The sequence below is a fragment of the Nocardia canadensis genome (assembly GCF_032656385.1).
Taxonomy (GTDB): Bacteria; Actinomycetota; Actinomycetes; order Mycobacteriales; family Mycobacteriaceae; genus Nocardia; species Nocardia canadensis.
Genome location: NZ_JAVCWB010000008.1, coordinates 1,167,489 through 1,193,952 on the forward strand (window position 1 = coordinate 1,167,489; position 26,464 = coordinate 1,193,952).

Consider the following 26,464-nt stretch of genomic DNA (forward strand, 5'->3'; position numbering starts at 1 on the left):
TGGTCGCCGTCGTGAACCCCGGCGAGCCGGTGTCGAGTCACGAACCCGGCGATCCGGCGCAGGTCCGCGCGCTGATCGCCCAGGAATCCGCTCAGGTACCCGGTTCGGGCACGGGCGCGTCGCTGTCCGTTTCGGCGGCCGCCGCCCGCGGTGATCCGGTGGCGGCGTCGATCTGCTCGCCGATGTAGCGAATGACCACGGCGACCATCGCGACGACCGGCACCGCGAGGAACGCGCCGGTGATGCCGTAGAGCGAGCCGCCCGCGGTGACCGCCAGCAGCACGATCACCGCGTGCAGCTCCATGCTGCGGCTCTGCAGGACCGGTTGCAGCACATTGCCTTCCAGCTGCTGCACCGCGATGACGATGCCGAGCACGATCACGGCGGTGGTGAACCCGTTGCCGACCAGCGCGACCAGCACCGCGAGCGCACCGGCGACGAAGGCGCCGACCATCGGTACGAAGCCACCGATGAAGGTGATCACCGACAGCACCAGCGCCAGGGGGACGTCGAGGATGAACAGCGCCGTGCCGATGCAGAGGGCGTCGACCATGCTGACGACCGCCTGGGTCCGGATGAATCCGCCCAGCGTCGCCCACACCCGCTCGAGCACAGCCTCGACATGGCGGCCGCTGCGCTGTCCGAACACCCCGTGCATCCACGGCAGCAGCCGAGGACCGTCCTTGAGGAAGAAGAACACCAGCACCAGCACCAAGAACACGGTGATCAGGAACGATGTCGCGGTGGAGACGCCGGTGAACACGCCGTTGGCGATCTGCGAGCCACTGGACTGCAGGCGCGCCACGATCGCGTCGACCGCGGAATCGAGTTGCTCGTCGCGCAGCCGCAACGGCGGTCCCTGAATCCAGTCACGGACCTGATTGACACCGGCGGTGGACTTGTCGACGAGTTCGGGCGCCTGCTCGGCCACCGACGGCACGATCAGCGCGACGACCCCGGCCACCAACCCGAGGAATCCCAGCAGGGTCGCCGTCGCGGCCAGCGCGGGCGGCCACCGGTGCCTGGTGAGCCAGCGGGTCGGTGGCCATAGGATCGTGGCCACCACGGTCGCCAGCGCGACGGGCAGGATCACCACCCACAGGCGGGCGGCGATCGAACCCAGCACCCACGCGCCCGCCGCGATCGCCACGATGCACAGCGACCACTTCGCCAGCCACAGCAGCCCGCCCCCGATCACGTCCCCGCGATCACGCGGCGACTTTCCGCTCGGTTGCGCCACACTGGGTTCTTTCACCGGCCCGCTCACGCCGTCAGTCTGACACGCGCGCTGTCCTCAGCGCTCCCGCCCGTGCAGGAACCCGACCCGACGCCGGACGACGCCACGGTTCGCCGCCGTCCACTCGACGGTCGGCGGCGCCGTGCCCGGGACCGCGAACCGCGGCCGCGCCATCGTCTGCGGGCGGGCGTACCGCGCAGGCCCTCTTGGCCGTGGATGCGCCCGATGCCCGATTCCCCGGCCCCGCCGAACGGCGGGTACACCGTGGCGGCCAGCCCGCATCGGGTGCCGTCGACAAGGTCGCCTTCACGGCTCGACCGCCACCGGCAAGAAGATCATGGCCGCGGCCGCCGACCCGCGCACGCCGGTGCTGCTGGAGAAACCTTCGGTCCCACGCGCGCCTCACCGAGGCGTTCCCCGCACCTGCTCCGGGGGTGTCGATCGGGTACTCGCCGATCGGCTGTTCGTCACTGCCTGGGGCGCTCACCCGCAGTGGGGACCACCCGGTAGTCCGACAGCGCGAAGGTGCGGGTGCGGCGGCGGTAGCTGGTCACGGTGCCCGGCCAGTTGTTGGTGACGCGCCCGGCCGCGGTGCGGTACCAGCTCGAACAGCGGGTCCACGGTGTCCGTTCCAGCCGTCGCTGCACCCGGACGTCGTATTCCTCGGCCACGTCGGGCCGCACGTCGAGCACCCGCCCGGGATGGCGGGCGATCTGCTGGACGGCCTGCCGGATGTAGCGGGCCTGGGATTCGATCATGTACACGATCGACCCCACGCCGAGATTGGTGTTCGGGCCGTAGACGAGGAACATGTTCGGGAACCCGGGCACGGACATGCCCTGGTAGGCGCGCGCGCCACCGTCCCACGCGTCCTCGAGTTCGCGGCCACCCCGGCCGACGATCCGCATCGGCCACAGGAATTCGGTGCCCTTGAACCCGGTGCCGTAGATGATCACGTCCGCGCCGTGGACGACGCCGTCGGCCGTGCGAATGCCCTCGGGCACGATCTCACTGATGGCGCTCGTCTCGACGTGCGCGTTCGGCTGGGTGAGCGCCGGAAAGTAGTTGTTGGAGAACAGCCCCCGCTTGCATCCGGCCGGATAGTCGGGCAGCAGCGCGGCCCGCAACGTCGGGTCCGGCACCTGCTTCTCCAGGTGCCGGGTGGCGATGCCGGTCACCAGCGGCCGGATCGCGGGGACATCGACGATGCCCAGCGACAGGAACTCGCACAGTGCCCAGAACGCGAATCGCTCCGCCAGCCGGACCGGGGGCACGCGCGCGAACACGGTGTGATGCCAGGGCCGGTACTCGACATCGGGCTTGGGCAGCACCCACGCGGCCGACCGCTGGAACAGCGTCAGCTGCCGCACCTTCGGCTGGATGGCGGGCACGAATTGGATGGCGCTGGCACCGGTCCCGATCACCGCGACCCGCTTGCCGGTCAGCTCGACGTCGTGATTCCACTCGGCCGAGTGGAACGACTCGCCTTGGAAGTCGTCGATCCCCGGGATCGTCGGCCAGGCCGGGCGGGACAGCTGACCCACCGCGGGAACGAGGACATCGGCGCTGATCGTCGCGCCGTCGGCGGTGCTGACCGTCCAGGTGCCTGTGACATCGTCGAACTCCGCGGCGGTGACCTCGGCGCCGAACCGGATCTTCGCCATCAGCCCCCGCTTCTCGGCCACCCCGCGCAGATACGCCTGGATGTCGGGCTGCTCGGAGAACCGCTTGGGCCAGTCGGTCCTGGGTTCGTAGGAGTAGGAGTACAGCGGCGACGGGATGTCGCACCCGGCGCCCGGGTAGGTGTTCTCCCGCCACACCCCACCGACGTCGGCCGCCCGTTCCAGCAGGGTCACGTCGTCGAACCCGGCCTTCTGCAGCTCCATGGCCATGCCGAGGCCGCCGAAGCCGGTCCCGATGATGACGATCGAAGGGGTGGTGCGCGAGCTCATGCCAGGACTCCTCTGTCGCTGATGCCACCGTCAACGCTACGACCCGCGTGAACACCGAGCACAAACAACGACGGCCAGAGAATCAATACTTTCGGCCATAATGGCCGGATGCGCACCGTCGAAGAGCCGGACATTCGGACCTGGGACTTTCCGCGCGGCATCGCCAGCATCGCGGTGATGGCGGACTTCGCCGCCGAGCACGGTGTCGACGCCGATCGTGTCCTGGCGGGCACCGGCCTCGCCCCGGCGGCCCTGACCTCTCCCGAGCTGCAGGTGCCTGCCGTGACCGAACTCGTCGTCGTGCGCAATCTCGTGCGCGAACTCGCCGACGTGCCCGCGCTGGGCGCGCAGGTCGGCCGCCGCTACCGGCTCTCCACCTTCGGCATCTTCGGCTTCGCCTGCGTCACCAGTCCGACACTGCGCGAAGCGATCTCGCTGGCCCTCCGCTACTATCAGCTGGGCTACGGATTCTGTACCCCCATCGTCGAATCCGGCGACGACGGCGTGCTGGCCTGGATCCACCACGACCTCGTTCCCGCCGACGTGGCGCGGTTCCTCGTCGAACGCGACGTGGTCGCGATGCATCGGGTGCTGGGTGATCTGCTCGGCCACGAACTCACCGTCGCGCGGATCGAGTTCGACTTCGAGGCGGGCGACGGTGCCGACCTCCTGCACGAGATCCTGGGCGTCGCACCGGAATTCGGCCGCGCGCACACGGTCTTCACCCTCGACCCCACGGTCCTGGCCCAGGCACTCCCCCAGGCGAATGCCCAGACCTGGAGCCTGTGCGTGGCGCAGTGCGCCGAGCTCCTGCAACAACGCACCGCGCGCACCGGCATCACCGCAGAGGTGCGCGCACTGATTCTGCCCGGCGGGGATACCGCGCTCATCCCGTCCCCGCCGACCATCGAGGTCGTCGCGCGCGAGTTGGGCACGAGCCCCCGCACGCTCCGACGGCGCCTCACCGCAGCGGGCACCGGCTATCGAGCGCTGGTCGACGAGGTCCGCTGCGCGCTGGCCGAGGAGATGCTCACCGGCACCCCGCTGTCGATCGACGACATCGCCGTGCGCTTGGGCTACGCCGAGGCGACGCCGTTCATCCACGCGTTCAAGCGCTGGACCGGCACCACACCCTCGGCCTACCGGCGCCAGCGCGTCCGCTGAGCGCGAGACTGTTCACCACACACGGCCCTGCGTGCCGCAACCCACGGACCGACGAACGCCGGTCAGCCCGCTCGCGTCGCCACGGCGAGGGCGAGTTCGGTACAGAGCGAGGCCAATTCGGCACTCGACTGACGCGGGTCGCGCAGCCAGGCATCGATGAGCTGATTGATCCCGCCGACGACGAACAGCGCTTCCCGGCGCCGGCTCTCCGGCGTCGCGGGGGTGTCGAGGAACTCCGCGCTGTACTGCACCACGAGATCGGTGACGATGCCGACCGAGCGCGCACGCAGTTCCTCGAGGCCGGCGGTGCCGTGGGTGTCACTGGTGAGGATGCGGTGCAGGTGCGGGTCGGCGGCGATGGCGTCGAGATAGGCTGTCAACGCGCGCGCCAGCTTGCGTTTCAGGCCACCCGGCTCGGCCTGACTGGCCGCGACCAGCGTGGTGGCCAGCTCCTCGTGCACCTGCTCGGCGACGGCGAGTACCAGCGCGTCCCTGGTGGCGAACTGCTCGTAGAAGTAGCGCGGCGTCAACCCCGACGCGGCACACACGCGGCGCACGGTGACCTCGGTCAGGCCGACTTCGCCCCACACCTGCCGACCCGCGGCCAGCAGCTTGTCGCGGCGTTCGTCTCGTCGGTTCGCCGCGCTCATCCCCCGATAGGGCCGGACCACCTCCGCACGCGCCATTGACAGCACTTTAGCAGGCGACCTACTTTGGATATCAGTTGTTATCCAGTTTCCGACGCTCAACGAGGAGTGCCGATGCGTACCGTTCCCACCCGACACCCGGACCGACCCCACCGCACCCCGGCGATCGTCGGCGGTTTCGCGGCGTCACTGGGTGTCCGGAGTCCCGACACGGACCAGTGGCGGCGCCTCGGCGAGGGACTGCTCGTCGGGGACGAACCGATGGATCGGCTGGTCGAGTGGATGGTCACCGCGGGCAGCAAGCAGTTGCGCCCGCTGTTCGACCGGGCGCTCACCCACGGCATCGCCGCGGTGCCGGATGCCCCGGAACCCTTGCGCGAGTTCTTCGCCCGGGTCGAGACGGTGCCCACGTGGGTCGATCACGACAAGCTGGTACGCGGGGCCAAGGTGCTGCTCAGCAGCGGCTCCGACGGCATGTACATCGCACGCGATGTCGCCATGCTGGGCGGCTACCAGTTCTCCGGTTTCAACAAGACCCTGCTGCGTACGGGCGCCCTGGAGAAGGGGTCCAATCAGCGCTGGGCCGAGACGATGCAGTGGGCCATGGACGTGCTGTCCGAGGACGGGTTGTCCCCGCTCGGGCTCGGCTATCGGTCCACGATCCGGGTGCGGCTCATCCACGCGTTCGTGCGTCGCCACGTCACCGCGATGCCGGACTGGCAAACCGAGGATTGGGGCCTGCCGATCAACCAGACCGACATGGCCGCCACGCTGGTCGGCGCCTTCATCGCGCCGGCGATCGGAGCGATGGGGATGGGCGTGCTGCTCACCCCGTCCGAAGCCGACGCCGTCGCACATCTCGTGCGCTACGTCGGCAGCCTGCTCGGCGTCGAGGAGCAGTGGCTGCCGCATTCGTTCCGCGACGGCGTGCGCGTGCTGGTGCACACCCTGTCGGCCTTGGCCGACCCGGACGAGTCGACCCGCCGGCTCGCGATCCCGATGTCCCGAGATCCGCTGTCGTGGAACTACGACCGGCTCCCCACCGTCCGCCGACGCCTGGCCTACGCCCAGCACCTGTCGGTCACCGGCACCTTCCTCGGTCGCCACACGATGCGCGCGCTCGGTCTCCCGACAGTGATCATCCCCTGGTACCCGGCGATCCGGATCCCCCCGAACCTCATCCGCTCGGCCACCCGCGTACTCCCCGGCGGCCTCGACCGTGCGGCCACTCGCGGCGCCCGAGAACAGGACCGATTCATGCGCACCCTGGTCGGGGACCGCCCGGCCATCGGGGCCTCCGCCAGCCGACTCACCCACGCCGCGTAGGAGCGAGCCCGCCCCGACGAATCAGCCCGCGCGGGAGCGGGTTTCGTCGTCGGGGTGGCCGTCGTCGGGCCTGTTCAGGCCGCGGTGGGCACGGATCAGCAGTGCCGCGCGCAGATAACACAGTCCCGTGACGTCGTTGAGGTCGAAGCCGGTCAGCTGGCTGATGCGCTTGAGGCGGTAGTCGACGGTATTGGTGTGGACGAACAATTCGCGCGCGGTATTCGTCCTGCGCAGATTCGACGCGATGTAGACCTCGAGCGTGCGCAGCAATTCCGGGTGCGCTTCGAGGGAATCGACGACCGAGCTCAAATAGTCGCGCGCCGCGCCTTCCCTGGTCAGCTGATATTCGAAGGCCAATTCGTGCGGGCGGTACACCTTGCTGGGCCCACCCAGTCGGTGCACTATTTCGACGAGTTCGTGCACCTGTTCGGCGGCGCGCGGGATGTCGGCCGGCGTCGCGGCTGTCGTCACCGCGCGTACGGGCACCTGGGCCGCGGCGGACAATCCGGCGACCAGGTCGTCGAGGTCCGGTTCGGAGAATTCCACGGTGGGCAGCAGGAGGGTCCCGCCGTCGACGCTGAGCAGTGACAGCACTTTGCCGACGCAGCGGTTGGCCAGCTCGGCCTGTACTCGTCGCAGCTTGCGGCGGGCGACCACATTCGCGTCCAGCGCGGGATCGAATTCCTCGGCGTGCGGCGGCAGCGCCAGGGCGATGACGTGATAGCGGTCGGCGATCTCGATGCCGCATTCCCTGGCCATCGTGGAGGTGCTCTGCCCGCCGAGCAGCGCCGAGGTCAAGGTGTGCACGGCAGTGTGGTGCTCACTGACCACGGAACGCAATTCCCGCACATAAGCCGCCGACACCGCCGAGGTGATGGTGTTCTGCACGTCGGTCAGTCGCCGGGCCACGCCGACGACCGTGGCGTGGTCGTGGTTGGTCACATTCGCGATCACCAGGTCGAACCCGAGCTTGAAACCCTCGTGTACCGCGTTGTGGATCGTGTCGATCGGAATACCCTCCCGCGCCCAGCCCGCGGCCGCGGCCTGAATCCGCTCCAGGCGTCCGGGGAGATCGCGGCCGTCGAGGACACCACCGGTCAGTTCCAGGCACACCCGCGTCACGGTGGTGACATCGCCGTCGAGGACTTCGGTGGGCAGGGTCGCGCACGGGATGACGTTCTCGATGAAATGGCCCACCATCTGGCGGGATATCGCCCGCACATCTTTCAACGGGGTCGATACCGGTCGTCCCGCGGCGGTCAAGAACGGCGTGCGGGATGCTGAGCCAGCCATAACAAATCCTTCCCACCCAGGCAACTGGGCAAGCTCCCAACTTACCGTGAAGTACAAACCACCGCTCCGGCTTCGCTTGTGATCGGCGGTAAGGGAATGCCGAAATGTTCAGGGGTTCCCCCAAAATCCGGCGAGCGCGTCCACCGTCCGATGGTGGCGGCTCCCGACGGAACCGCGCAATCCCGTTCCTCGCGGACGGTTCCACCACCATCGGCGGCACTCCGGCTAGCGGACTACAAACAGAAGCTCACCTCGAGCGGACCGAGCGGCAGGGGCAGGCACACCTCGACCGACCCCATGACCGGGGCCGGGGCGGCCGCCGTGGCGGTTCCCGCGCCCAGGGCACAGGCGGACAGCGCCAGCACGGCGACGGCGAGCGGACGGGCAGTTCTGGAATTCATACAGTCAACCTCGATTGCGTTCTTTCGACATGCCCCCATCTCGGGGACATCTCGATCAGATCACAGTCAGATCGCGGCGACGGCACTTCATGAAGGTTCTTGACTTTCTCCGGAGAAACTCGGGGAATTGTCATGGATACCTACAAGCGGATCGGATCGGCGGCTACGGAACCCGCAGGATGCGCAGGGCGGCGCGTTCGATACGGTCGGCGATCTTCTCGTAGGACTCGTAGCCCATCCCGGCGCGGACCAGAGCGCCCGCGTAGATCAGTTCGAGCCACTCGACGACCTCCTCGTCGGCGTCGGGGCCGAGTGCGCGCGAGATCCGGCCGCGGATCTCGATGCCGATGCGGGTGCGCAGATGCTCGACATCCGGGTCGCCGCCCAGCAGCGCGCTGGTGACCGCGCCGGACAGTTCCTGCTCGTCGGCCACCAGCAGAGCGATGGTGCGCAGTTCGGCGAGCACGCGGACCGACGGGTCGGGGTCGTCGCTGGCGGGTGAGGGCGAGGCGAGCAGCCGCCGCCAGAAGATCTCGGCCACCAGGTGTTCCTTGGACGAGAAATAGGTGTACGCGGTGGCCGTGCCGACGCCCGCCTCCGCCGCGACCAGCCGGATCGTCATGCCGGAAAAGCCATCTCGGGCCAGCACCCGCAGTGCCGCCTTGGTGAGCCGGTCGACCGTGTCGGCCTGCTTGTCGGTCAACCGCCGCCGGGTCGCCTCGAGGCTGATGGAATTGCTTTCGGACATGCGTCTGGATGCTACTCCGCGGGCGCGGCCCGTCCGCCGACCACGCCCGGGTGTCGGCTCCGGGCTACGTCTTGCGACGTTCCTGCGCGACCACCTTGCCGACGGCGCCGTCGAGTTTGGTCCCGGCGGGCCAGCCCACGTAATGGCAGAGGAACAGCGCGATCTCGCGCAACTGTTCCTCGGTCAGCTCACCGTTGCGCAGCGCCGCCCCGATCTGGATCTCGGCGATGTCGAGATGGCCCTGCGCGGTGAGCGCGCCGAGCAGCAGCAGCCGCCGTTCCCGCACGGTCAGCGCGGGGCGCGACCAGATCTCGCCGAACAGGTGATCCGCGGTGACCGCGAAGTAGTCACCGGGGCCGTCGGTGAAGTCCCAGCCGTAGACCTCGCTCATCTTGGCCAGGCCACGCTGCCTGAGGTCGTCGTCGGTGGTGCTCATGATGTCTCCTTGTCGAGAACGGCCCCGGCGACGCCGAGCCCGTCGGCCAGCCGGGCGATGGCCAGGTGCGCGAGCGGCAGATCGACGCCGAGCCGGTCGCCGAGCTCCAGGGCCAGCGCGAGATCCTTTTCACCGAGATCGCGCACATGGCCCAGGATCGGGAACCAGAAGTCGTCGGGGTCCAGCGGGGCGGTGGTGTCGCGCAGCATGATCGCGCCCGGCCCCCCGGTCACCGCGTCGGAGTGGCGCACCACCTTGCCGAGCGCGGTGAGACTGAGCCCGGCGGCGTCGGCCAGGCGCTGGGCTTCGGTCGCGGCGGTGAACGAGATGAAGTGCAACAGGTTGCGCGCCAACTTCATTCGGGTGCCCGCGCCGACGTCCCCGGCGTGCACGATCAGGTCGGCGAAACAGCCGAACGGCGCCCTGATCCGATCCACGGCGGCCGCGCTGCCGCCGATCATCACGGCCAGGCTGCCGTGGGTGGCCCCCGGCGCGCCACCGCTGACCGGCGCGTCGACGAACTCGACCCCGTGCTGTGCGCAGCGCGTGGCGAGTTCGTCCGCGGTCCGATCACCGATGGTCGAATGCACCGCGACGACGGTGCCGGGAACCGCGGTGCGCAGGATGCCCGCCGGACCGGTGAGCACCTCCCTCACCTGCGCGTCGTCGACGACGGTCACGCAGATGACCCGCGCCTGCGCCGCCAGCGCCGCCGGATCGGCGGCCGCCCGGGCCCCCGCCTCGACGAACGGCACGGTGGCCTCGGCGCGGACGTCACAGACGGTGAGCCCGCCCGGCCAGTCCAGCAGGCGCCGGGCCATCGGCGTGCCCATATTGCCCAGCCCGACGAATCCGACCGGCAGCTCATCCGATGCGGTCGTCATCGGATGATCTGCCCGCCGTCGACGTTCAGGATCTGCCCGGTGACCCAGCTCGCGTCGTCGGACAGCAGATACAGGCAGGCGCCGACCAGGTCCTGCGGTGTGCCCATCCGCCTGATCGGGATCCGGGACACCATGTCCTTCACCAGATTCCCCGGCGTCACGGTCTGCGTGGCCTCGGTGTCGATCGGGCCGGGCGCGATGGCGTTGACCCGGATCTTCGAGCCGCCGAGCTCGGTCGCCAGCTGCTGGGTGAGTCCGTTGATGCCGACCTTGGCCAGCCCGTAGAACCCGGAGTACAGCCAGGCCGCCGTGGAGGATTGATTGACGATGGAACCGCCGCCCGCCGCGACCATGGGCTGCCAGACCGCACGCGTCACATTGAGCGCGCCGTCGAAATTCACGCCCATGAACTTCTTGTAGTAGTCCCACGGGACGGTGAGCAGCAGGTCCAGCTTCATCTCGCCGTAGATCGCCGCGTTGTTCACCAGGTGATGGATGGCCCCGAACTCGGCGACGGTGAATTCCGCCAGCGCCGTGGCGGATTCGGGATCGGCCACATCGACCCGGTGGAACGCCGCGGTGCCGCCCTCGGCGACGATCTTCGCCGCGACCTCCGCGCCGCGCTCGGCGTTGAGATCGGCGACGACGACATTGGCGCCCTCGGCGGCGAGCGCGGCGGCGTAGACCGCGCCGATGCCCTGTGCCGCGCCGGTGACGATCGCGGTGCGACCGGTGAAACGTGCCATGGTTGTTCAGCTCCTGTGTAGGGGTCGGTGCGCTCAGGCGGGGGTGGCGACGAGCTTGGTCTCGAGGTATTCCTCGAAGCCCGCGACGCCCATCTCCCGGCCGATGCCGGACTGCTTGTAGCCGCCGAACGGTGCGTCGGCGTGGTACCAGAGCCCGCCGTTGACGCTCAGCGTCCCCGTCCGCACGCCCGCGACCACCCGCTCCACCCGCGCCGGGTCCGTGCCCCAGACCGAGCCCGACAGACCGTAGGGCGAGTCGTTGGCCAGTCGGATCGCGTCGTCGTCTCCGTCGTGCGGGATCACCACGAGCACCGGCCCGAAGATCTCCTCCTGCGCGACGGTCGCGGAATTGCCGAGGCCGGCGATGAGCGTCGGCTCGATGAAGAAGCCGCGTTCCTGGTTGGCGGGCCTGCCACCACCCACCACGATCTGTCCGCCCTCGGCCTTCGCGAGCTCGAGATAGCGCTCCACCCGCGCCCGCTGCTGCGCGGAAATCACCGGCCCGCACACGGTCGCGGCGTTCGTCGGGTCTCCCGCCGCCAGCCCCGACAGTGTCGCGGCGGCCGCGGCCACCGCGGCGTCGTAGGCCGCGCGCGGCACCAGCAACCGGGTGGTGAGGGCACAGCCCTGGCCCGCGTGCACGGCGACGGTGAACGCGGTGTAGCTCGCGGCCGCGGCGATATCGGCGTCGTCGAGCACGACCGCCGCCGACTTGCCGCCCAACTCGAGGAAGGTGCGCTTGAGCGTCGCCGAGGCGCCCGCCATCACCGAGCGGCCGGTGCGCGTAGAGCCGGTGAAGGTGATCATGTCGACGCGCGGATCGTCGACCAGCTGCGCGCCGAGGCCGTGATCGGCGGAGGTGACGATATTGAGCACGCCGGCGGGAATGTCGGTGTGTTCGGCGACGAGCGGGCCCAGCACCGCAGCGCACCACGGTGTGTCCGGCGCGGGCTTGAGCACCACGGTATTGCCCGCGGCGAGGGCGGGGCCGATTTTCGCCAGGTTGATCTGGTGCGGGAAGTTCCACGGCGTGATGGCGCCGACGACGCCCACGGCCTCGCGGCGGATCACCCGCCGGGAGGCGACCCCCATCAGGTCCCGCGTGCCCAGATCCGTTTCCCAGGTGTAGTTCTCGGCCAGCTCGGCGGCATAGGTCAGATCGGCGACCGGGCCTTCCAGCTGCGGTCCGCTGGTGAGCATGACCGGGGTGCCGACCTCGGCGATCGTGATCTCGCGCAACTCCTCGAGGTGCTCGCCCAGCACGTCGCGCAGTTGACGCAGGCAGTGGGCGCGGAACGCGGGGTCGCGGGACCACCCGGTCTCGTCGAAAGCGGCGCGGGCCGCGCCGATCGCGGCGTCCATGTCGGCGGCCGAAGCGTCGGCGGCGTGACCGAGCACCTCCTCGGTCGCCGGATTGATCGTCGCGAAGACGCCGGAGCCACCCGGGATCAGCTTGCCGCCGATCAGCAGGGGCGTGCCGCCGGCAGGGACGAGGCCGTTCATGGCAGGTCTCCGATACTTGTCTGGACAGGTGTACGGAATATAGTTCGGATTCCGGAACGGCCGCAAGGGAATGCGCGTCATTCGTCCATACACCCAGCTGTAGTAGCATCCAGACACATGTCCGAACCCGCGCCTACCGGCATCGAAGCAACTCGACGACGCTTGACGGAGAAACAGGCCGACACCGTGGACCGCCTGACCGTGGCCGCGGTCGAGGTGCTGGCCAGGGCGGGCTACTCGGGGACCACCATCCGGCTCGTCGCCGCCGCGGCCGGCGTCGGCACCGCGACCGCGTACACCTACTTCTCCTCCAAGGAACACCTGATCTCAGAGGTGTTCTGGCGACGCCTCATCGCCCTGCCGTACCTGGACGACCAGGACGCCGACCCGACGACGCGGGTAGTCGCCGTGCTGCGCCGGGTCTCGATGCTGGTGGCCGACGAGCCCGCGCTGGCCGGCGCGGTCAGCAGCGCGCTGCTCGGTGACGATCCCGATGTGCGACACCTGCGACTACGCATCGGCAAGGAGATCCGCCACCGGCTCGCGCTGGCCCTGGGCACCAAGGACCCCGAACAACTCGCGGCGCTGGAACTCCTGTATTCCGGCGCGCTGTTACAGGGCGGCATGGGACTGCTCTCCTACGCCGAGGTCGCCGACCTGCTCGAGGTCTGCGCGCGCCGCATGCTGGCCGAACCGGCACCGGGCGACTGACAGTTCCTCCTTGTCGCGCGACGGTAACCGTAGTACTGTCCAGACACATGTCCATCTGATGTCTGGACAGTATTCCGGGAAGGATTCCCCATGACGCCGGCCATTCCGCGCCGTGTGTCCGGAGGCGACGACGGCCACGGACACCTCACCGAATTCCGCACCGATCCGATCGCGCTGATGCGCCGCGTCCGCGCCGAATGCGGCGATGTCGGGACCTTCGATCTCGCGGGACGCAACGTCGTGCTGCTCTCCGGTGCCGAAGCCAACGAGTTCTTCTTCCGAGCCGCCGACGACGACCTCGATCAGGGCGCGGCCTATCCGTTCATGAAGCCGATCTTCGGGGAGGGCGTCGTCTTCGACGCGCCACCGGAGCGGCGCAAGGAGATGCTGCACAACCAGGCGCTGCGGGCCGACCACATGCGCGGTCACGCCGGCACCATCGCCCGCGAGGTCGACCGGATGATCGCGAGCTGGGACGACGAGGGCGAGATCGACCTGCTCGAATTCTTCGCCGAGCTCACCATCTACACCTCCTCGGCGTGCCTGATCGGACCGAAGTTCCGCGACCAGCTCGACGCGCGCTTCGCGCACCTCTATCACGAGCTCGAGCAGGGCACCGACGCGCTGGCCTACGTCGATCCGTACGCGCCGATCGAGAGTTTCGCCCGGCGCGACGCCGCCAGGGCCGCCCTGGTCGAGCTGGTGCAGGCGATCATGGATCAGCGCGCGGCGAATCCGCCCGCGGGCAAGGGCGACCGCGACATGCTCGACGTTCTCATGTCCGTCACCGACGAGGACGGTGCCCCGAGGTTCCCGGCGACCGAGATCACCGGCATCTTCATCTCGATGATGTTCGCCGGCCACCACACCACCTCGGGCACCGCGGCCTGGACCATCATCGAACTGCTGCGCCATCCCGAGACACTGCGCGCGGTGGTCACCGAGCTCGACGAGCTGTTCGCCGACGGCGCGGAGGTCAGTCACCATGCGCTGCGCCGGATCCCGCGGCTGGAGGCCGCGCTCAAGGAGGCCCTGCGCCTGCACCCGCCGCTGATCGTGCTCATGCGTGTGGCCCGCGGCGAGTTCGAGGTGTGCGGGCACCGGATCGCGCCGGGCGACATGGTCGCCGCCACCCCCGCGGTCTCCAACCGGATCCCGGAGGACTTCCCCGACCCGGACGCCTTCGATCCCGGCCGCTACCTCGATCCGCGCCAGGACGACATCGTCAACCGCTGGACCTGGATCCCCTTCGGCGCGGGCAGGCACCGCTGTGTCGGGGCGCCGTTCGCGCTCATGCAACTCAAGGCGATCTTCTCGATCCTGCTGCGGGACTGGGAGTTCGAACTGGCCCAGCCGTCGTCGACCTATCGCAACGACCATTCGAAGATGGTCGTTCAGCTGCAACAGCCCTGTCGCGTCCGCTACCGTCGCCGGCATCGCTGACCGCCCCGGGCCCACACCGCTGTCGGCATCCAGGAGGAACCGTGTCAGCACCGTCGCTACCCATCGGATTCGATTTCACCGATCCAGCTCTCTGGCAACACCGTAACCCCGTCCAGGAATTCGCCGAACTACGCCGGACCGCGCCCGTGTGGTGGAACGCGCAGACCGACGCGCAGTCGGGCGGGTTCCGCGACGGCGGCTACTGGGTCGTCACCAAACATGAGGACATCAAGGAGATCTCGCGCAATCCCGACCTGTTCTCGTCACAGCGCAAGGGTTCGGTCATCCGGCTGCCCGGCGAAGTGACGCCCGAGCAGATCGAGCTGACCGGCGCGCTGCTGCTGAACATGGACCCGCCCAAGCACACCAAGATCCGGCGCATCATCGCCAAGGGGTTCACCCCGCGCGCGGTCGAGGGGTTGCGCGCGGCACTGGCCGAGCGGGCGGCTGCCATCGTGCACGAGGCCGCGAAGACCGGTGGCGGTGACTTCGTCGAGCAGGTGGCGTGTGAACTACCGCTGCAGGCCATCGCGGAACTCGTCGGGGTGCCCCAGGAGGACCGCCGCAAGCTGTTCGACTGGTCGAATCAGATGCTCAACTACGACGACCCGGAATACGGTGACGCCACTACCACCGACGCCTCCTCCGCCGCCGCGACGGGCATCCTCGGCTACGCCTGGGACCTGGCCGAGCAGCGCCGGGCCGACCCGCGCGAAGACATCGTGAGCAAGCTCGTGCACGCCGACCTCGACGGTGAGGCGCTCGGCTCCGACGAGTTCGGATTCTTCGTCATCCTGCTCGCGGTGGCAGGCAACGAGACCACCCGCAACGCCATCACCCACGGTATGAAGGCCTTCGTCGACCACCCCGATCAGTGGGAGCTCTACCGGGCGCGCCGCCCGGCCACCGCGCCCGACGAGATCGTCCGGTGGGCGACACCGGTGACGGTGTTCCAGCGCACCGCCACCGCCGACACCGAGCTCGGCGGGCAGCGCATCCGGGCCGGTGACCGGGTCGGATTGTTCTACAGCTCGGCCAATTTCGACGAGGACGCCTTCGCCTCGCCGTTCACCTTCGACATCCTGCGCGACCCCAACCCGCATCTGGGCTTCGGCGGCACCGGCGCCCACTTCTGCGTCGGGGCGAATCTGGCCCGGCTCGAGATCGATCTCGTCTTCGGGGCGATCGCCGAGGTGATGCCGAAACTGACCCAGGTCGCCGAGCCGCAGCGGCTGCGGTCGGGGTGGATCAACGGCATCAAACACTGGCAGGTCGACTACGGGACCGGGGTGCGCTGATGCGGATCGCGTTGCTGTCCTACCGGAGCAAGGCCCACTGCGGCGGCCAGGGGGTCTATGTCCGATATCTCAGCCAGGGGCTCGTCGAGCTGGGGCATCAGGTCGAGGTGTTCTCCGGTCAGCCCTATCCGGAAGACCTCGACCCCCGGGTCCGGCTGACCGAGGTACCGAGCCTGGACCTCTACCGTGACGACGATCCCTTCCGCACGCCGCACCCGCGCGAGATCCGCGACCGGATCGACCTGCTCGAACTCGCCACCATGTGGACGGCCGGGTTCCCGGAACCGCGCACCTTCAGCCTGCGCGCCGCCCGACTGCTGGCGACCCGCGCAGCGGACTTCGATGTCGTGCACGACAATCAGTGCCTCGGGTACGGACTGCTCGACATCGCCCGCCTGCGGCCGCTGGTGGCGACGATCCATCATCCGATCACCCGTGATCGCGCGGTGGATCTGGCCGCGGCGCCGTGGCGGCGGCGCCCGTTCGTCCGGCGCTGGTACGGATTCCTCGGCATGCAGCAGCGGGTGGCCCGCCGGATTCCGGACCTGATCACGGTGTCGGAATCGTCGGCCGCCGATATCGCCGCCGACTTCGGCGTCGTCCCGGCACAGCTGCGCACGGTCCCCCTCGGCGTGGACACCGCGCTGTTCCGGCCGCGCGAGACGCCCCGAGTCCGTGGCCGGATCGTGGCGGTCGCCAGCGCCGACAGGCCGCTCAAGGGCATCGCGCACCTGCTGCACGCGCTGGCGCGGCTGCGCCATCACCACGAGGTCGAGCTGCGGTTGGTCGCCAAGCTGGAGCCGAACGGGCCCACCGAGAAACTCATCGCCGAACTCGGTCTCGCCGATATCGTCACCCCGGTCAGCGGACTCAGCGACGACCGGCTCGCCGCAGTGCTCGCCACGGCCGAGATCGCCTGCATTCCCTCGATGTACGAGGGGTTCTCGCTGCCCGCGGTCGAGGCCATGGCCAGCGGCACGCCCTTGGTCGCCAGCCGGGCCGGTGCGCTGCCCGAGGTGGTCGGCGACTGCGCGGAATTGATCACGCCCGGCGACATCGATGCGCTGACCCGGGTCCTGGGCGAGCTGCTCGCCGATCCGGCACGTCGGCGGCGGATGGGCGAGCGGGGTCGTCGGCGGGCCGTCGACCTGTTCAGCTGGGCCGCCGTCGCCGCGCAGACCGTCGCGGTCTACGAGCGCGCGATCGACCGCTTCCACTCCCCCGATTTCGGGCATTCGCAGGAGGATCCATGCTGACCGTCGACTTCGACCGCTTGGGCGTCGGACCCGGTTCCCGGGTGATCGATGTCGGCTGCGGAGCGGGACGGCACGCGTTCCAGGCCTACCGCCGGGGCGCCGACGTCGTGGCCTTCGACCAGAACGCGCAGGATCTGGCGCAGGTGGACGCCATGTTCGAGGCCATGGCCGCGGCGGGCGAGGCACCCGAGTACGCCAAGGCCGAGACCGTGCGTGGTGACGCGCTCGACCTGCCCTACGGCGACGGCGAATTCGACGTGGTCATCGCCTCGGAGATCCTCGAGCACGTCCCGGCCGACGATCGGGCGATCGCCGAGCTCGCCCGCATCGTCACACCCGGTGGCGCGCTTGCGGTCACGGTGCCGCGCTGGCTGCCGGAACGCCTCTGCTGGGCGCTCTCGGACGAATATCACGCCAACGAGGGCGGCCACGTGCGGATCTACCGAGCCGACGAGCTCCGCGACAAGGTCACCGCGCACGGACTGCGCTGTGTCCACCGGGAATTCGCGCACGCGCTGCATTCGCCCTACTGGTGGCTCAAATGCGCGGTGGGCGTGCGCGACGACGACAATCCGCTGGTGCGCGCGTATCACCGCCTGCTGGTGTGGGACATGATGTCGGCGCCCACGCTGACCCGCACGGCCGAACGCCTGCTGAACCCGCTCGTCGGCAAGTCCGTCGCCCTCTATTTCACGAAGCCGGCGGTGCGGCGATGACGGCGGTCCTGCCGGCCGTCGCGGGCGTCGTCTCGGCGCGCGAGCTGCGGCGCACCGCCGAGACCATCGCCGCCGCACAGGAACCCGACGGGGCGATCCCCTGGTTCACCGGCGGTCACACCGATCCGTGGGACCACGTCGAATCCGCGATGGCGCTGACCGTGGCCGGATTGTGGGACCAGGCCCGCGAGGCCTACATCTGGTCGGCCAAGACCCAGCGCACGGACGGGTCGTGGCCGATGCAGACGCGCGGTGGGGTCGTCGAGAACCACGATGCCGACGCCAACTTCTGTGCCTATCTCGCCACCGGTGTCCTGCACGCGCTGACCGTCACCGGTGACGCGGGCTTCGCCGCCGAGCTGTGGCCGACGGTCCGCGCGGGCATCGACTTCGTGCTCGGTCTGCAGCAGGGCGCCCACGGCGAGATCCATTGGTCGGCAAACGAATCGGGCACCTCCGGCGAGGCACTGCTGACCGGGTGCTCGAGCATCTATCACAGCCTGGGCTGTGCGGTGACCCTCGCCGAGCGTCTGGGTGATCCCCGCCCGGACTGGGTCCGCGCGCGCCGCAGGCTCGGCCGAGCCCTGCGCGACCATCCGGAAGTCTTCCTGGACAAGAGCCGCTACTCGATGGATTGGTACTACCCGATTCTCGGTGGCGCGCTGCGCGGTCCGGCCGCCCGGGCCCGGATCGCGCGGCACTGGGACGAATTCGTGGTCGCCGACCTCGGCATCCGCTGCGTCGCCGACGCGCCCTGGGTGACCGGTGCGGAGACCTGCGAACTGGTCCTCGCCCTCGACGCCGACGGCGACACCGCCACCGCCGCCACGCTGTTCACCGCGATGCAGCACCTGCGTGATCTCGACGGGTCCTACTGGACCGGTCTGGTGTTCACCGACGGTAAGCGCTGGCCGGAGGAACGCACCACCTGGACCGCGGCCGCCGTCGTGCTCGCCGCCGACGCCCTGAGCCGCACCACCGCCGCCAACGGCCTCTTCCGCGACGCCGTCGACTGCTGAGGCGAGCTCAGCCGCAGGCGGCGATCCGCTGGAGGATGCGCAGCGAGCCGGTCACCGAGAGCTCGCGGAACTTGCCGCTGTCGAGGGCCCGGCGGTAGATGCCGAACGGGGCCTGCCCACCGTCGGCGGGGTCGGGGAAGACGTCGTGGATCGCCAGCAGTCCACCGCCCGCGACCCAGTGCACCCAGTTGTCGTAATCGCGCTGGGCGGCTTCCTCGGTGTGGCCGCCGTCGATGAAGAGCATGCTGAGCGGGGTCCGCCAGATGCGGGCGGCCGCGGCGGAGGATCCGATGATCGCTATGACGGTGTCGGTCAGGCCGGCCCGGATCATGGTGCGCCGGAAGGCCGTCACGGTATCGAAGACGCCCGTCTCGGGGTCGACCAAACCGGTGTCGTGATACTCCCAGCCCGGCTGGTGCTCCTCCGAGCCCCGATGATGATCGACGGTGAAGACGGTCGCGCCGGTCTCGCGTGCCGCGGCGCCGAGATAGACCGCCGACTTGCCACAGTAGGTGCCGATTTCGAGAATGGTTCCCGTGCCCGCGTAGTCGCGGGCGGCGGTGTACAGCGCGCGCCCTTCGTCCGCCGGCATGAATCCGGTGGCCTGCTCGGCGAGCGCGAACAGCGCACCGGCCTCGGCGGAGAGCTCGTCTACGGGTCCCATGACTCACGCTAACACAGCGATTGGAATAGACTCCGGACTACTGTCCAGCAGATCGCCGGGCGGTGACCGGCACAGGAGAAACCGTGATGAAGACTCGCCTCAACTGCCCCTGCGGTACCCAGATCAACGCCGACAACGAGGACGACCTGGTCGCCCGGACGCAGGCGCATCTGGCCGAAAATCATCCCGACCACGACTACACGCGCGACGAGATCCTCTTCATCGCCTACTGACCGCGCTACTTCTTCGGCAAGCTGTTCTGCAACCCGCCCACTTCGGTGATCGTCCAGCCCGCGTTGCGGTCGATGGTCAGCGAGTAGGTGACGGTGGCGGCCGCGCCACCGGGATTCTGGGCGCTCGTGGAGACGACCGTGAAATAGGCGTTGACCTTGTAGATCCCCCCGGACTCCGAGACGACTGTCGCCGAGAGCGGAGTCGCGGTGGAGGTCCATTGCAGCGGCAGCAGGATCTGTTCGAGCTGCGGTGCGGTGGCGTCGAACTTCGCCGTCAGCTGCGGCGCGGTACCCGCGCGCAACCGGCCGAACCACGCCGTGACGTCGCGGTAGTCGATCGTCGACGCGCCCACCCCGTAGTCGATCGCGATGCGCTCGGCGTGCCGCTCGTCGGCCGCGCGGGCGTCGCGGTCGGCGAGCGTGGACCGGGCCGAGAAGTACAGCACGGCGAAGGTGATCGTCGCGACGGTGAGTCCGCCGATCGCGACGGCCACCAGGATGCTGGACAGCCGCAGCGATACCGTCCGCGGCGCCTGCCGACCGCTGTCGGTGGTGGTGGGTTCCGCTGTCGCTGTGCTCATGCGCTGTCCTTCGTCGCTATTTGACGGCGATGCGGAAGTGCACCGTGCCGTCGGGGCCCACACTCTGCAGGGCCTGGTCGATCAGGGTGCTGACGTCGATCGCGGGGGCGCGGTGCACGGCGTCGGTCACCACCGGGTCGAGCACCTGACCCAAGGGTTCGATGCTCGGCCCGATCTCGGTGATCAGCTCCGTGAGACGGGCCAGGAACGGGACGAGCCCGTCGCCGGTGACGTAGTCGTCCAGCGGACGGCTTTCCACGAGCGCCGAGCCCGATTCGACGATCGCGCTCAGGGTGACGCCGAACTCGCCGAACTTCGGGCCCGCGGCGCCCAACGACGGTCCCAGCCAGGCCATGTCGCCGCCGAGAGCCTGGATGTCGGCGAACAGCCCCCGGATCGCGTCGGTGCGGCTGAGCAGTGTCGCGGCGAGCAGGTTCGAGGATCGGTGCAGCGTCTGCCGCGCCGCGTCGGTGCCCGCGAGCGCGCGGTCGAAGGTGTCCACCAGGCGCGCGATCACTTCGGGCCGAATCTGTGCGAGCAGGTCGACCAGTTTCGCGGACAGGGCGGTGACGGTGATCGGCAGGTGGATCCGATCGGTCGGGATCACCTGTCCGTCCTCGAGATACGGCCCGGCACCGGAGTCCGGCGCGAATACCAGATAGGGCTCCCCGAGCGCCGACAACTGCTCGATCCGCACCGTGCTCGACAGCGGAATCCGCCGGCTGCTGTCGATCCGCAACGCCACCCGCACACCGCTGGCCTGCTTGCGCACCGCTTCGACCCGGCCCACTCGAACGCCCGCGAGCAGCACCGGCGCGTTCGGCACCAACCCGCCCGCGCTGTCGAGGGTCATCTCGGCGGTGAGGAAGTCCCGTCGCGGGTCGAAGCCGAGCACGCCGAACGACATGTAGGCGACGCCGAGGATCAGCACCGCCGCGATAGCCGACAGTGATACCACCGCACGCAGATTCATCGCACCGCCCCGATCATCCGCAGGGTGTCGACGATGCGGCCGGTGCGATCGCCCGAGGTGAGGCCGGGCGCCCCGGTGACGCCGACGTCGACCAGGTCCACCTTCGGGCCGCGGGTCGCGAACGGCACGAGCTCGGTATTGATCAGATCGATGAGGGTCTGCATGTTCGACGGCGACGCGGTGTCGAGGGGGCTGCTGCCGAACAGCACGGGCACCACGGCCCGGGTGGTGTCGTCGAGCGAGGACAGCAGCGGGCCGAGCCACTGCGCGCTCGGCGCGACCGGGCCGAGCGCGGTGAGCACGAAGATGACGCCGATCTGGGCGTTGACGGCGTCGGTGGTGTGGTCGACGCCGTAGGGGGTGAGCAGTTCGTCGAGCATCGGCAGGTTCTGTCGCAGGCCGTCCTCGACCGTCGCTTCCATCCCGTCGAGCAGGGCGTCGACCGAGTCGAGGTGCGCGCCCAGATCCGACAGGTCGGCGCCGAGCACCCCGGCGATCCGGGCGGTGTCGCGCGGATCCTCGGGCAGCAGCCCGTTCGCGGTGCGCAGGATGCTCTGGAAGTCGGTGACCGCGCCGCTGCCGAGGAACGTCGACAGACCGGCCAGGATGTCCTCGATCGGTGGGGCCTGAGTGGTGTCGGCCAGGGGGATGGTCGCGCCGTCGGTCAGCGTGCCCGCGGTGTCGCCGCCCGGCTCGCCCAGCGCGATATGGACGTCGCCGAGCGGTGTCTCCTGGCGCAGCACGGCGGTCGTGCCCACCGGCAGCCGGACCGACTGCCGGATCTCGACATCGGCCACCGCGTACCCCGGCCGCGCCGCCATCTCCGGGGTGGCGGCCACCGGGTCGACCAGGGCGACCCCCGTCAGCCTGCCCACCCGCACGCCCGCCGCGATCACCTCGGCGCCCTGCGGCAGATTCAGCACATCGGCGAACTCGATCCGCAGGTGATAGGTTGGGCCGCCGACGCCGGTGCCGGGCACCGGCAGGTCGGCGGGCTGAAAGCCACATCCGCTGCCCGCCAGCGTCATTCCCGCGACCAACAGAACGCCGAGGACCCGGCGCCGGATGCGTGTCATCGTGTACTCACCCCCGCGAGTAGGACCGGCAGTGCCGGAATCGTCACCACACCCTCGGCCGAGGTCTGACAACCCTGCCCGGTGACGGCCTGCACCGCCGCGCAGATCCGCGCCGAGTCCGGCGGGGCCGGTGCGAGTTTCGGTGGCGCGTAGCCGATGGTCAGCTGTCCGCTCACCGGGTCGACCGCACCGGCGAATCCGCCGGCCAGCACGGGAGTCCGCGCGATCACCTCGGCGAGCGAGGAGACACCCGCCGCGATCATGCGCGACAGCTCGGGGACGGAGTCCAGCGCGCGCAGCGCGGGCGAACCGAACATCATGACGACGTCGTTGAGCTGGGGCAAGAGCTCGGCCAGCGTGGCGACGATCTGGATGATCGGTGGGAACGCGATGGTGACGATGTCGTCGAAGGTTTGCGGCAGCCCCGACACCGTGGTCTCCACCTGCGCCCAGCCGTGGCGTGCCCGCTGGGCGAGCGCGCTGAGGGCGTCGAGCAGCTGTCCGAGGTGCCCGATGGCCGCGTCCGGTGCCGACAGCGCCCGGCTCAGCGCGAGGATCAGGTCGTTGAGCTGGTCGCCCGTGCCGGTGGTGGCGCGATCGAGCGCGTCGAGTCCGGCGCCGACAGCGGTGCGTTGGGCGGGATCACCCGAACCGTTGAGTTGATCGGCGAGGCCGGCCAGGGCGTCGAAGGTCTGCGAGAGGCTCTTGGGTGTCAGGGTTTTCGTGATGCACGCGCCGCCCGAGGCCAGGCCGGGTCCGGCCGGTTCGTCGCCGATGAGGGCGAGCCGCCGATCGGCGATCAGGGTGTCGCTGACCGTCACCGCCCCCACGTCGGCCGGGAGTGTGCGATCGGCGCGCACGGTGAACTCGACCCGCGCCGACACGCCGACGACGCTGATCCCGGTGACGCGACCGACGGGCACGCCGAGGACGGTCACCGCGCTGCCCTCGTAGAGCCCGATGCTGTCGGGCAGGTCGGCGCAGTAGGCGCGCATCGGCGGATGCGGTGTGCTCAGCCGCAGACCGAGCGCCCCCGCCAGCACCACGACGACCACGACCGCGGCCGACATCAGCCCCCGTGACCCCAGGATCGACTTCGTCAACACGCGCCTCCTGGCAGCGGAATGCACAGCGCGGGAACCGGAAGGGTGGCCGTGGACTGGTCGATGGTGATCCCGCCGCCCGCGGGCAGCAGCGGTGCCAGCCGGTGCTGGAGCGCGCGCACGGCATCCAGCAGCGCGCCGAGCCGGGCGCCGAGCTGCTCGAGCGGGGGAATCGCGTCCGCCAGCGGTTGGACGCGCTGCTTCAGCGAGGCGTCCCACGCCCGCCCCAGCGGCGTCACGTCGTGCAACACCACGGCGAGATCGCGCAGGGATTGCGCCACCTGCACCTTGTTGGTCTGGATGATCTGCTCGAGCGTGCCCAAGGTGATCAGCAGCCGCGCCAGCACCCCGGCATTCGTGTCGAGCGCGGACAGATACTCGTCGGCGATGGCCAGGGTGCGGGAGATGTCGGCATTCTGTTCGTCGAGGATCTCGACCACGTCGCCGGCCGCGCGCACCGCCGCGCGCACGGCCTCCGGACTCTGTTCGATCGCGGTCGACAGTGCCGCGAGATCCCGCCGGACGACGCCGCCGTCGATCCGGCGGACGGGCCGGATCGCGTCCTGGAAGGCCTGGGTCAGGTTGTAGGGCACGATGACTCGCTCCCGGGGGATGACGGCCGGCCCGAGCGGCCGGGTACCGGCGGGCAGGACGGCGACGTAATAGCCGCCGACGAAGGTCAGCATCCGGATGTCGAGGGTCGTCTGGTCGCCGAGGAAGGCGTCCGCGCGGACGGTGAACTCCATCCGGACCCGGTCGGTGAGCAGCGTCAGCGACCTGACCTTGCCGACCGGGATGCCGGCCAGGCGCACATCGTCGCCCGGCCGGACCGAACCCGCCTGGGCGAGCTCGGCCGCATAGGTCCGCTCGGGCGAGGTTCCGGTGACATACACCGCGCCGATCGCGATCAGCAGGAGCACGGCCGCGCAGAGTCCCGCGATCCCCCACCGCAGATCCGCGGCCTGCGGGTCACGAGCCCACCGCCGAACACGGTGCCCGCGCGACACTATCGATGACACAGCACGACTCCCTGTCCGGTCAGCAGTACGCGCAGCGGTTCCGGCGCCTCGGTCGCACCGTGGGTGCAGACCAGGTCGGGCCCGGTCGCCGGAACGGCCTGCGCCATGGCCTGGATCAGCCCGGGCAGGTTCTCGAACGCGGCCGCCGCGTCGGCCGGGTCGGGGAAGGCGCGCTGGAGGGCGGCGTCGAGATCGCGGTCGCGTTCGCCGGTGACGCCGAGCACGGTGAGCATGCTGCGCAGCGGCTGGAGCACCACCGGGATTCCCGCGGCGAAATCGACCAGTCCGGGCAGCTTCTCGGTGATGGTGACGAAGAGGTTGGTCAGATTGGTCAGCAGCCGCATCGCGTTGCCCGACTTTCCGCCCAGGTGATCGGCGACCTGCGCGAGATTGGCGGCCAGTGTCGACAGGACGGCCTGCCGATCGGAGGCGTAGCGGCTCAGCGTGTCGATGGCGCCCAGCGCTGGGCCGATGCCCGAGCCGTCGCCCTGGATCACGGCGAGAATGCTGGTCGCGAACCGGTTCAGGTCCTCGGGCGACAGCTGCGCCAGGACGGGTTGCAAACCCTTGAACAGTCGGGTGATGTCGAAGTCGGGCACCGTCTCCGCGGTCCCGAAGACCGCGGCCGGGTCGCGCGGACGGCCGGGTGAGTCGGGCGGCCGGAGCTCCAGGTACCGGAATCCGGTGAGATTCTGGTAGCGGATCGCGATCGTGGTGCCGGTGGCCGGCGCGCGGTCCCGGACCACCGTGAAACGCACCCGCGCCAGCGCGCCGTCGAGTTCGACCTCACCCACCTTGCCGATCTGCACGCCGTGCAGGCGCACGTCGTCGCCGCGGCGCAGGCCGTTCGCATCGGTGAACAGCGCTGTGTAGGTGTAGGTTTCGCCGTCGACCGGGCGTTCGATCACCCGCAGCACACCGACGAGCACGAGGGCCATCGCGGCCGTCGCCGAGAGCACCCGCAGGAGCAGGGATCGGGTGCTCATCAGCGACCACCCTCAGGCAGCAGGGCGGCCAGCGGCCCGGCCAGCCCCGGCACCACGTCGAGGTCGACGGCGGCGCGCAACACGGGGCCCTGCGGGGTGTCGACGAAGGCGGAGTCCAGCCGCTCGAGCAGTTCGCTCAGCTGCCGCCCGGACCGTTCCGGCGCGCTGATCGAGCCGGACAGCTGATCGAAGACGAGGCTCGTCATGGGTAGCAGGCCGCCGAAGTAGTGCCGCGAGGTACCGAGCAACGCGGTGACGGTCGGCAACAGCTGGTATTGGATATCGGAGAACATCCGGCCGAACTTCGCGAGATGTTCAGGGGTGCTCAGGTATTCGTTGGTGTAGTCGGCGTAGAGCAGGGTCAGGCTGCCGGTCAGCATCGGTGGGAGACCGGACAGCGCCGACCCGAACTGGTCGAACAGCATCGACGGTGGCAGCCGCTGGGTTTCGGCGAACGAGCGCGCGGTCGCGCCGATGGCTTCGAGGAGGGGACCGAAGGCGGCGAGGTCGCGGGAGATCGTGGCGAGCAGATCGGCGAGCCGGGGCGTCAGCACCTCGTCGGTGAGCGCGCCGGTGGAGGTCAGCAGGGCCGAGAGGGTAGCGTCGCGCACCCGGTCGGCGGCGCCGACGGTCAGGTCGACGGTCGACCCCTCGGTCAGGGCGACACCGCCGGCGCCGGAGTGGAGTTCGAGGGCGCTGATGCCGAAGAGATTGCCCGGGGCATAGTCCACACTCAGCGTGTTCGTCAGCCCGAACAGCTGAGAGCCGTTCAGCATCAGGCTGATTCGCTGTATCCCCCGGCCCGCCGAGTCGATCGTCCCGACCGACCCGACCCGCACGCCGTCGAGCCGGACCTCGGTCCCCGGACCGACACCGGCACCTACCTGCTCGACCAGCAACTCGACCCGGATCTCCCCGTCGGGCCGGTCCTCGGGCAGTACCCGCCACGCGAGCAGAGCGAGCAACGCGACGATGACGGCGACCGCACCGAGAGCGCGGGCACGGCGAGGTCCGACCTCGGTTCCCGGCAAGGCGTAGGCAGGCATGGC

Annotated in this window: 27 protein-coding genes; 9 read left to right on the forward strand and 18 right to left on the reverse strand. The window is 69.7% G+C overall.

Going from position 1 to position 26,464, the window contains the following annotated elements; all coding sequences use genetic code 11:
* Positions 1 to 91: 91 nt before the first annotated feature.
* Positions 92 to 1,267 carry an AI-2E family transporter gene (locus Q7X29_RS19205; protein WP_316574921.1) on the reverse strand — a complete coding sequence of 392 codons (1,176 nt, stop codon included), beginning with the start codon at positions 1,265 to 1,267 and terminating at the stop codon, positions 92 to 94.
* 437 nt (positions 1,268 to 1,704) lie between these two features.
* The gene (locus tag Q7X29_RS19210; RefSeq protein WP_316574922.1) at positions 1,705 to 3,189 is read right to left on the reverse strand and encodes a flavin-containing monooxygenase; all 1,485 of its coding nucleotides are present in this window, start codon (positions 3,187 to 3,189) and stop codon (positions 1,705 to 1,707) included.
* A 108-nt stretch (positions 3,190 to 3,297) separates the two neighbouring features.
* Here Q7X29_RS19210 and Q7X29_RS19215 point away from each other — a divergent pair, with 108 nt between their 5' ends.
* Positions 3,298 to 4,353 carry an AraC family transcriptional regulator gene (locus tag Q7X29_RS19215; RefSeq protein WP_316574923.1) on the forward strand — a complete coding sequence of 352 codons (1,056 nt, stop codon included), beginning with the start codon at positions 3,298 to 3,300 and terminating at the stop codon, positions 4,351 to 4,353.
* Positions 4,354 to 4,415: 62 nt separating this feature from the next.
* Here the strand turns inward: Q7X29_RS19215 and Q7X29_RS19220 are convergent, their stop codons facing one another.
* Positions 4,416 to 5,039, reverse strand: coding sequence for a TetR/AcrR family transcriptional regulator (locus tag Q7X29_RS19220; RefSeq protein ID WP_316574924.1), 624 nt, complete (start codon positions 5,037 to 5,039; stop codon positions 4,416 to 4,418).
* 75 nt (positions 5,040 to 5,114) lie between these two features.
* Between Q7X29_RS19220 and Q7X29_RS19225 the strand changes: the two genes are divergently transcribed.
* On the forward strand, positions 5,115 to 6,326 hold the full coding sequence (locus tag Q7X29_RS19225) for an oxygenase MpaB family protein (RefSeq protein WP_316574925.1): 1,212 nt from the start codon (positions 5,115 to 5,117) through the stop codon (positions 6,324 to 6,326).
* A 21-nt stretch (positions 6,327 to 6,347) separates the two neighbouring features.
* Here the strand turns inward: Q7X29_RS19225 and Q7X29_RS19230 are convergent, their stop codons facing one another.
* The 7 genes from Q7X29_RS19230 to Q7X29_RS19260 form a co-directional block, all read right to left on the reverse strand.
* On the reverse strand, positions 6,348 to 7,619 hold the full coding sequence (locus Q7X29_RS19230; protein WP_316574926.1) for a PucR family transcriptional regulator: 1,272 nt from the start codon (positions 7,617 to 7,619) through the stop codon (positions 6,348 to 6,350).
* A gap of 233 nt (positions 7,620 to 7,852) precedes the next feature.
* Complete coding sequence (locus Q7X29_RS19235; RefSeq protein WP_218720483.1) at positions 7,853 to 8,020, reverse strand: hypothetical protein; 168 nt, start codon at positions 8,018 to 8,020, stop codon at positions 7,853 to 7,855.
* A 163-nt stretch (positions 8,021 to 8,183) separates the two neighbouring features.
* The gene (locus tag Q7X29_RS19240) at positions 8,184 to 8,768 is read right to left on the reverse strand and encodes a TetR/AcrR family transcriptional regulator (protein WP_218720484.1); all 585 of its coding nucleotides are present in this window, start codon (positions 8,766 to 8,768) and stop codon (positions 8,184 to 8,186) included.
* 64 nt (positions 8,769 to 8,832) lie between these two features.
* Entirely contained in the window at positions 8,833 to 9,204 is a 372-nt protein-coding gene (locus Q7X29_RS19245; protein ID WP_218720485.1) for a carboxymuconolactone decarboxylase family protein, read from the reverse strand.
* Complete coding sequence (locus Q7X29_RS19250) at positions 9,201 to 10,088, reverse strand: NAD(P)-dependent oxidoreductase (RefSeq protein WP_316574927.1); 888 nt, start codon at positions 10,086 to 10,088, stop codon at positions 9,201 to 9,203. The genes Q7X29_RS19245 and Q7X29_RS19250 overlap by 4 nt, the downstream gene beginning before the upstream one ends.
* Positions 10,085 to 10,834 carry an SDR family oxidoreductase gene (locus Q7X29_RS19255; RefSeq protein WP_316574928.1) on the reverse strand — a complete coding sequence of 250 codons (750 nt, stop codon included), beginning with the start codon at positions 10,832 to 10,834 and terminating at the stop codon, positions 10,085 to 10,087. Before Q7X29_RS19255 ends, Q7X29_RS19250 begins: the two co-directional genes overlap by 4 nt.
* Positions 10,835 to 10,867: 33 nt before the next feature.
* Positions 10,868 to 12,337 (reverse strand): aldehyde dehydrogenase, encoded by a 1,470-nt coding sequence (locus Q7X29_RS19260; protein WP_218720488.1) that lies wholly within the window; start codon positions 12,335 to 12,337, stop codon positions 10,868 to 10,870.
* A gap of 117 nt (positions 12,338 to 12,454) precedes the next feature.
* On the opposite strand from Q7X29_RS19260, the gene Q7X29_RS19265 reads away from it, so the two are divergent.
* The 6 genes from Q7X29_RS19265 to Q7X29_RS19290 all read left to right on the forward strand — a co-directional run bounded on the left by Q7X29_RS19265 (position 12,455) and on the right by Q7X29_RS19290 (position 18,780).
* Positions 12,455 to 13,048 carry a TetR/AcrR family transcriptional regulator gene (locus Q7X29_RS19265; RefSeq protein ID WP_218720489.1) on the forward strand — a complete coding sequence of 198 codons (594 nt, stop codon included), beginning with the start codon at positions 12,455 to 12,457 and terminating at the stop codon, positions 13,046 to 13,048.
* Between the two features lie 90 nt (positions 13,049 to 13,138).
* Positions 13,139 to 14,491 (forward strand): cytochrome P450, encoded by a 1,353-nt coding sequence (locus Q7X29_RS19270; RefSeq protein WP_316574929.1) that lies wholly within the window; start codon positions 13,139 to 13,141, stop codon positions 14,489 to 14,491.
* A gap of 41 nt (positions 14,492 to 14,532) precedes the next feature.
* A complete protein-coding gene (locus tag Q7X29_RS19275; protein WP_316574930.1) occupies positions 14,533 to 15,789 on the forward strand; it encodes a cytochrome P450 in 1,257 nt (418 codons plus the stop codon).
* Positions 15,789 to 17,045, forward strand: coding sequence for a glycosyltransferase family 4 protein (locus tag Q7X29_RS19280; RefSeq protein ID WP_316574931.1), 1,257 nt, complete (start codon positions 15,789 to 15,791; stop codon positions 17,043 to 17,045). The genes Q7X29_RS19275 and Q7X29_RS19280 overlap by 1 nt, the downstream gene beginning before the upstream one ends.
* Positions 17,039 to 17,761, forward strand: a complete 723-nt coding sequence (locus Q7X29_RS19285; protein ID WP_218720493.1) for a class I SAM-dependent methyltransferase — start codon at positions 17,039 to 17,041, stop codon at positions 17,759 to 17,761. Before Q7X29_RS19280 ends, Q7X29_RS19285 begins: the two co-directional genes overlap by 7 nt.
* A complete protein-coding gene (locus Q7X29_RS19290; protein WP_316574932.1) occupies positions 17,758 to 18,780 on the forward strand; it encodes a prenyltransferase/squalene oxidase repeat-containing protein in 1,023 nt (340 codons plus the stop codon). The genes Q7X29_RS19285 and Q7X29_RS19290 overlap by 4 nt, the downstream gene beginning before the upstream one ends.
* 7 nt (positions 18,781 to 18,787) lie before the next feature.
* Here the strand turns inward: Q7X29_RS19290 and Q7X29_RS19295 are convergent, their stop codons facing one another.
* A complete protein-coding gene (locus Q7X29_RS19295; protein WP_316574933.1) occupies positions 18,788 to 19,444 on the reverse strand; it encodes a class I SAM-dependent methyltransferase in 657 nt (218 codons plus the stop codon).
* A gap of 86 nt (positions 19,445 to 19,530) precedes the next feature.
* Here Q7X29_RS19295 and Q7X29_RS19300 point away from each other — a divergent pair, with 86 nt between their 5' ends.
* Positions 19,531 to 19,677: a DUF1059 domain-containing protein gene (locus Q7X29_RS19300; protein ID WP_218720563.1), complete on the forward strand. Its 147-nt coding sequence runs from the start codon at positions 19,531 to 19,533 to the stop codon at positions 19,675 to 19,677.
* 5 nt (positions 19,678 to 19,682) lie between these two features.
* Here Q7X29_RS19300 and Q7X29_RS19305 read toward each other — a convergent pair whose 3' ends face one another.
* Genes Q7X29_RS19305 through Q7X29_RS19335 form a run of 7 tightly spaced genes read right to left on the reverse strand, consistent with a single transcriptional unit; the run spans position 19,683 to position 26,461 of the window.
* Entirely contained in the window at positions 19,683 to 20,258 is a 576-nt protein-coding gene (locus Q7X29_RS19305; protein WP_316574934.1) for a hypothetical protein, read from the reverse strand.
* A 16-nt stretch (positions 20,259 to 20,274) separates the two neighbouring features.
* A complete protein-coding gene (locus Q7X29_RS19310) occupies positions 20,275 to 21,231 on the reverse strand; it encodes an MlaD family protein (RefSeq protein WP_316574935.1) in 957 nt (318 codons plus the stop codon).
* Positions 21,228 to 22,307: an MlaD family protein gene (locus Q7X29_RS19315; protein WP_255588278.1), complete on the reverse strand. Its 1,080-nt coding sequence runs from the start codon at positions 22,305 to 22,307 to the stop codon at positions 21,228 to 21,230. The genes Q7X29_RS19310 and Q7X29_RS19315 overlap by 4 nt, the downstream gene beginning before the upstream one ends.
* A complete protein-coding gene (locus tag Q7X29_RS19320) occupies positions 22,304 to 23,410 on the reverse strand; it encodes an MlaD family protein (protein ID WP_255588279.1) in 1,107 nt (368 codons plus the stop codon). The genes Q7X29_RS19315 and Q7X29_RS19320 overlap by 4 nt, the downstream gene beginning before the upstream one ends.
* On the reverse strand, positions 23,407 to 24,429 hold the full coding sequence (locus Q7X29_RS19325; protein WP_218720497.1) for an MlaD family protein: 1,023 nt from the start codon (positions 24,427 to 24,429) through the stop codon (positions 23,407 to 23,409). The genes Q7X29_RS19320 and Q7X29_RS19325 overlap by 4 nt, the downstream gene beginning before the upstream one ends.
* A complete protein-coding gene (locus Q7X29_RS19330) occupies positions 24,417 to 25,415 on the reverse strand; it encodes an MlaD family protein (RefSeq protein ID WP_316574936.1) in 999 nt (332 codons plus the stop codon). The genes Q7X29_RS19325 and Q7X29_RS19330 overlap by 13 nt, the downstream gene beginning before the upstream one ends.
* On the reverse strand, positions 25,415 to 26,461 hold the full coding sequence (locus tag Q7X29_RS19335) for an MlaD family protein (protein ID WP_316574937.1): 1,047 nt from the start codon (positions 26,459 to 26,461) through the stop codon (positions 25,415 to 25,417). The genes Q7X29_RS19330 and Q7X29_RS19335 overlap by 1 nt, the downstream gene beginning before the upstream one ends.
* Positions 26,462 to 26,464: the final 3 nt, after the last annotated feature.

Excerpts from the sequence above, each read along its gene's own strand:
- Q7X29_RS19240 (WP_218720484.1), bottom strand. The coding sequence starts at position 8,768 with ATGTCCGAAAGCAATTCCATCAGCCTCGAGGCGACCCGGCGGCGGTTG.
- Q7X29_RS19230 (WP_316574926.1), bottom strand. The coding sequence starts at position 7,619 with ATGGCTGGCTCAGCATCCCGCACGCCGTTCTTGACCGCCGCGGGACGA.
- Q7X29_RS19335 (WP_316574937.1), bottom strand. The coding sequence starts at position 26,461 with ATGCCTGCCTACGCCTTGCCGGGAACCGAGGTCGGACCTCGCCGTGCC.
- Q7X29_RS19245 (WP_218720485.1), bottom strand. The coding sequence starts at position 9,204 with ATGAGCACCACCGACGACGACCTCAGGCAGCGTGGCCTGGCCAAGATG.
- Q7X29_RS19300 (WP_218720563.1), top strand. The coding sequence starts at position 19,531 with ATGAAGACTCGCCTCAACTGCCCCTGCGGTACCCAGATCAACGCCGAC.
- Q7X29_RS19265 (WP_218720489.1), top strand. The coding sequence starts at position 12,455 with ATGTCCGAACCCGCGCCTACCGGCATCGAAGCAACTCGACGACGCTTG.
- Q7X29_RS19310 (WP_316574935.1), bottom strand. The coding sequence starts at position 21,231 with ATGAATCTGCGTGCGGTGGTATCACTGTCGGCTATCGCGGCGGTGCTG.
- Q7X29_RS19225 (WP_316574925.1), top strand. The coding sequence starts at position 5,115 with ATGCGTACCGTTCCCACCCGACACCCGGACCGACCCCACCGCACCCCG.
- Q7X29_RS19250 (WP_316574927.1), bottom strand. The coding sequence starts at position 10,088 with ATGACGACCGCATCGGATGAGCTGCCGGTCGGATTCGTCGGGCTGGGC.
- Q7X29_RS19315 (WP_255588278.1), bottom strand. The coding sequence starts at position 22,307 with ATGACACGCATCCGGCGCCGGGTCCTCGGCGTTCTGTTGGTCGCGGGA.
- Q7X29_RS19290 (WP_316574932.1), top strand. The coding sequence starts at position 17,758 with ATGACGGCGGTCCTGCCGGCCGTCGCGGGCGTCGTCTCGGCGCGCGAG.
- Q7X29_RS19220 (WP_316574924.1), bottom strand. The coding sequence starts at position 5,039 with ATGGCGCGTGCGGAGGTGGTCCGGCCCTATCGGGGGATGAGCGCGGCG.
- Q7X29_RS19235 (WP_218720483.1), bottom strand. The coding sequence starts at position 8,020 with ATGAATTCCAGAACTGCCCGTCCGCTCGCCGTCGCCGTGCTGGCGCTG.
- Q7X29_RS19270 (WP_316574929.1), top strand. The coding sequence starts at position 13,139 with ATGACGCCGGCCATTCCGCGCCGTGTGTCCGGAGGCGACGACGGCCAC.
- Q7X29_RS19305 (WP_316574934.1), bottom strand. The coding sequence starts at position 20,258 with ATGAGCACAGCGACAGCGGAACCCACCACCACCGACAGCGGTCGGCAG.
- Q7X29_RS19285 (WP_218720493.1), top strand. The coding sequence starts at position 17,039 with ATGCTGACCGTCGACTTCGACCGCTTGGGCGTCGGACCCGGTTCCCGG.
- Q7X29_RS19210 (WP_316574922.1), bottom strand. The coding sequence starts at position 3,189 with ATGAGCTCGCGCACCACCCCTTCGATCGTCATCATCGGGACCGGCTTC.
- Q7X29_RS19260 (WP_218720488.1), bottom strand. The coding sequence starts at position 12,337 with ATGAACGGCCTCGTCCCTGCCGGCGGCACGCCCCTGCTGATCGGCGGC.
- Q7X29_RS19255 (WP_316574928.1), bottom strand. The coding sequence starts at position 10,834 with ATGGCACGTTTCACCGGTCGCACCGCGATCGTCACCGGCGCGGCACAG.
- Q7X29_RS19330 (WP_316574936.1), bottom strand. The coding sequence starts at position 25,415 with ATGAGCACCCGATCCCTGCTCCTGCGGGTGCTCTCGGCGACGGCCGCG.
- Q7X29_RS19295 (WP_316574933.1), bottom strand. The coding sequence starts at position 19,444 with ATGGGACCCGTAGACGAGCTCTCCGCCGAGGCCGGTGCGCTGTTCGCG.
- Q7X29_RS19280 (WP_316574931.1), top strand. The coding sequence starts at position 15,789 with ATGCGGATCGCGTTGCTGTCCTACCGGAGCAAGGCCCACTGCGGCGGC.
- Q7X29_RS19215 (WP_316574923.1), top strand. The coding sequence starts at position 3,298 with ATGCGCACCGTCGAAGAGCCGGACATTCGGACCTGGGACTTTCCGCGC.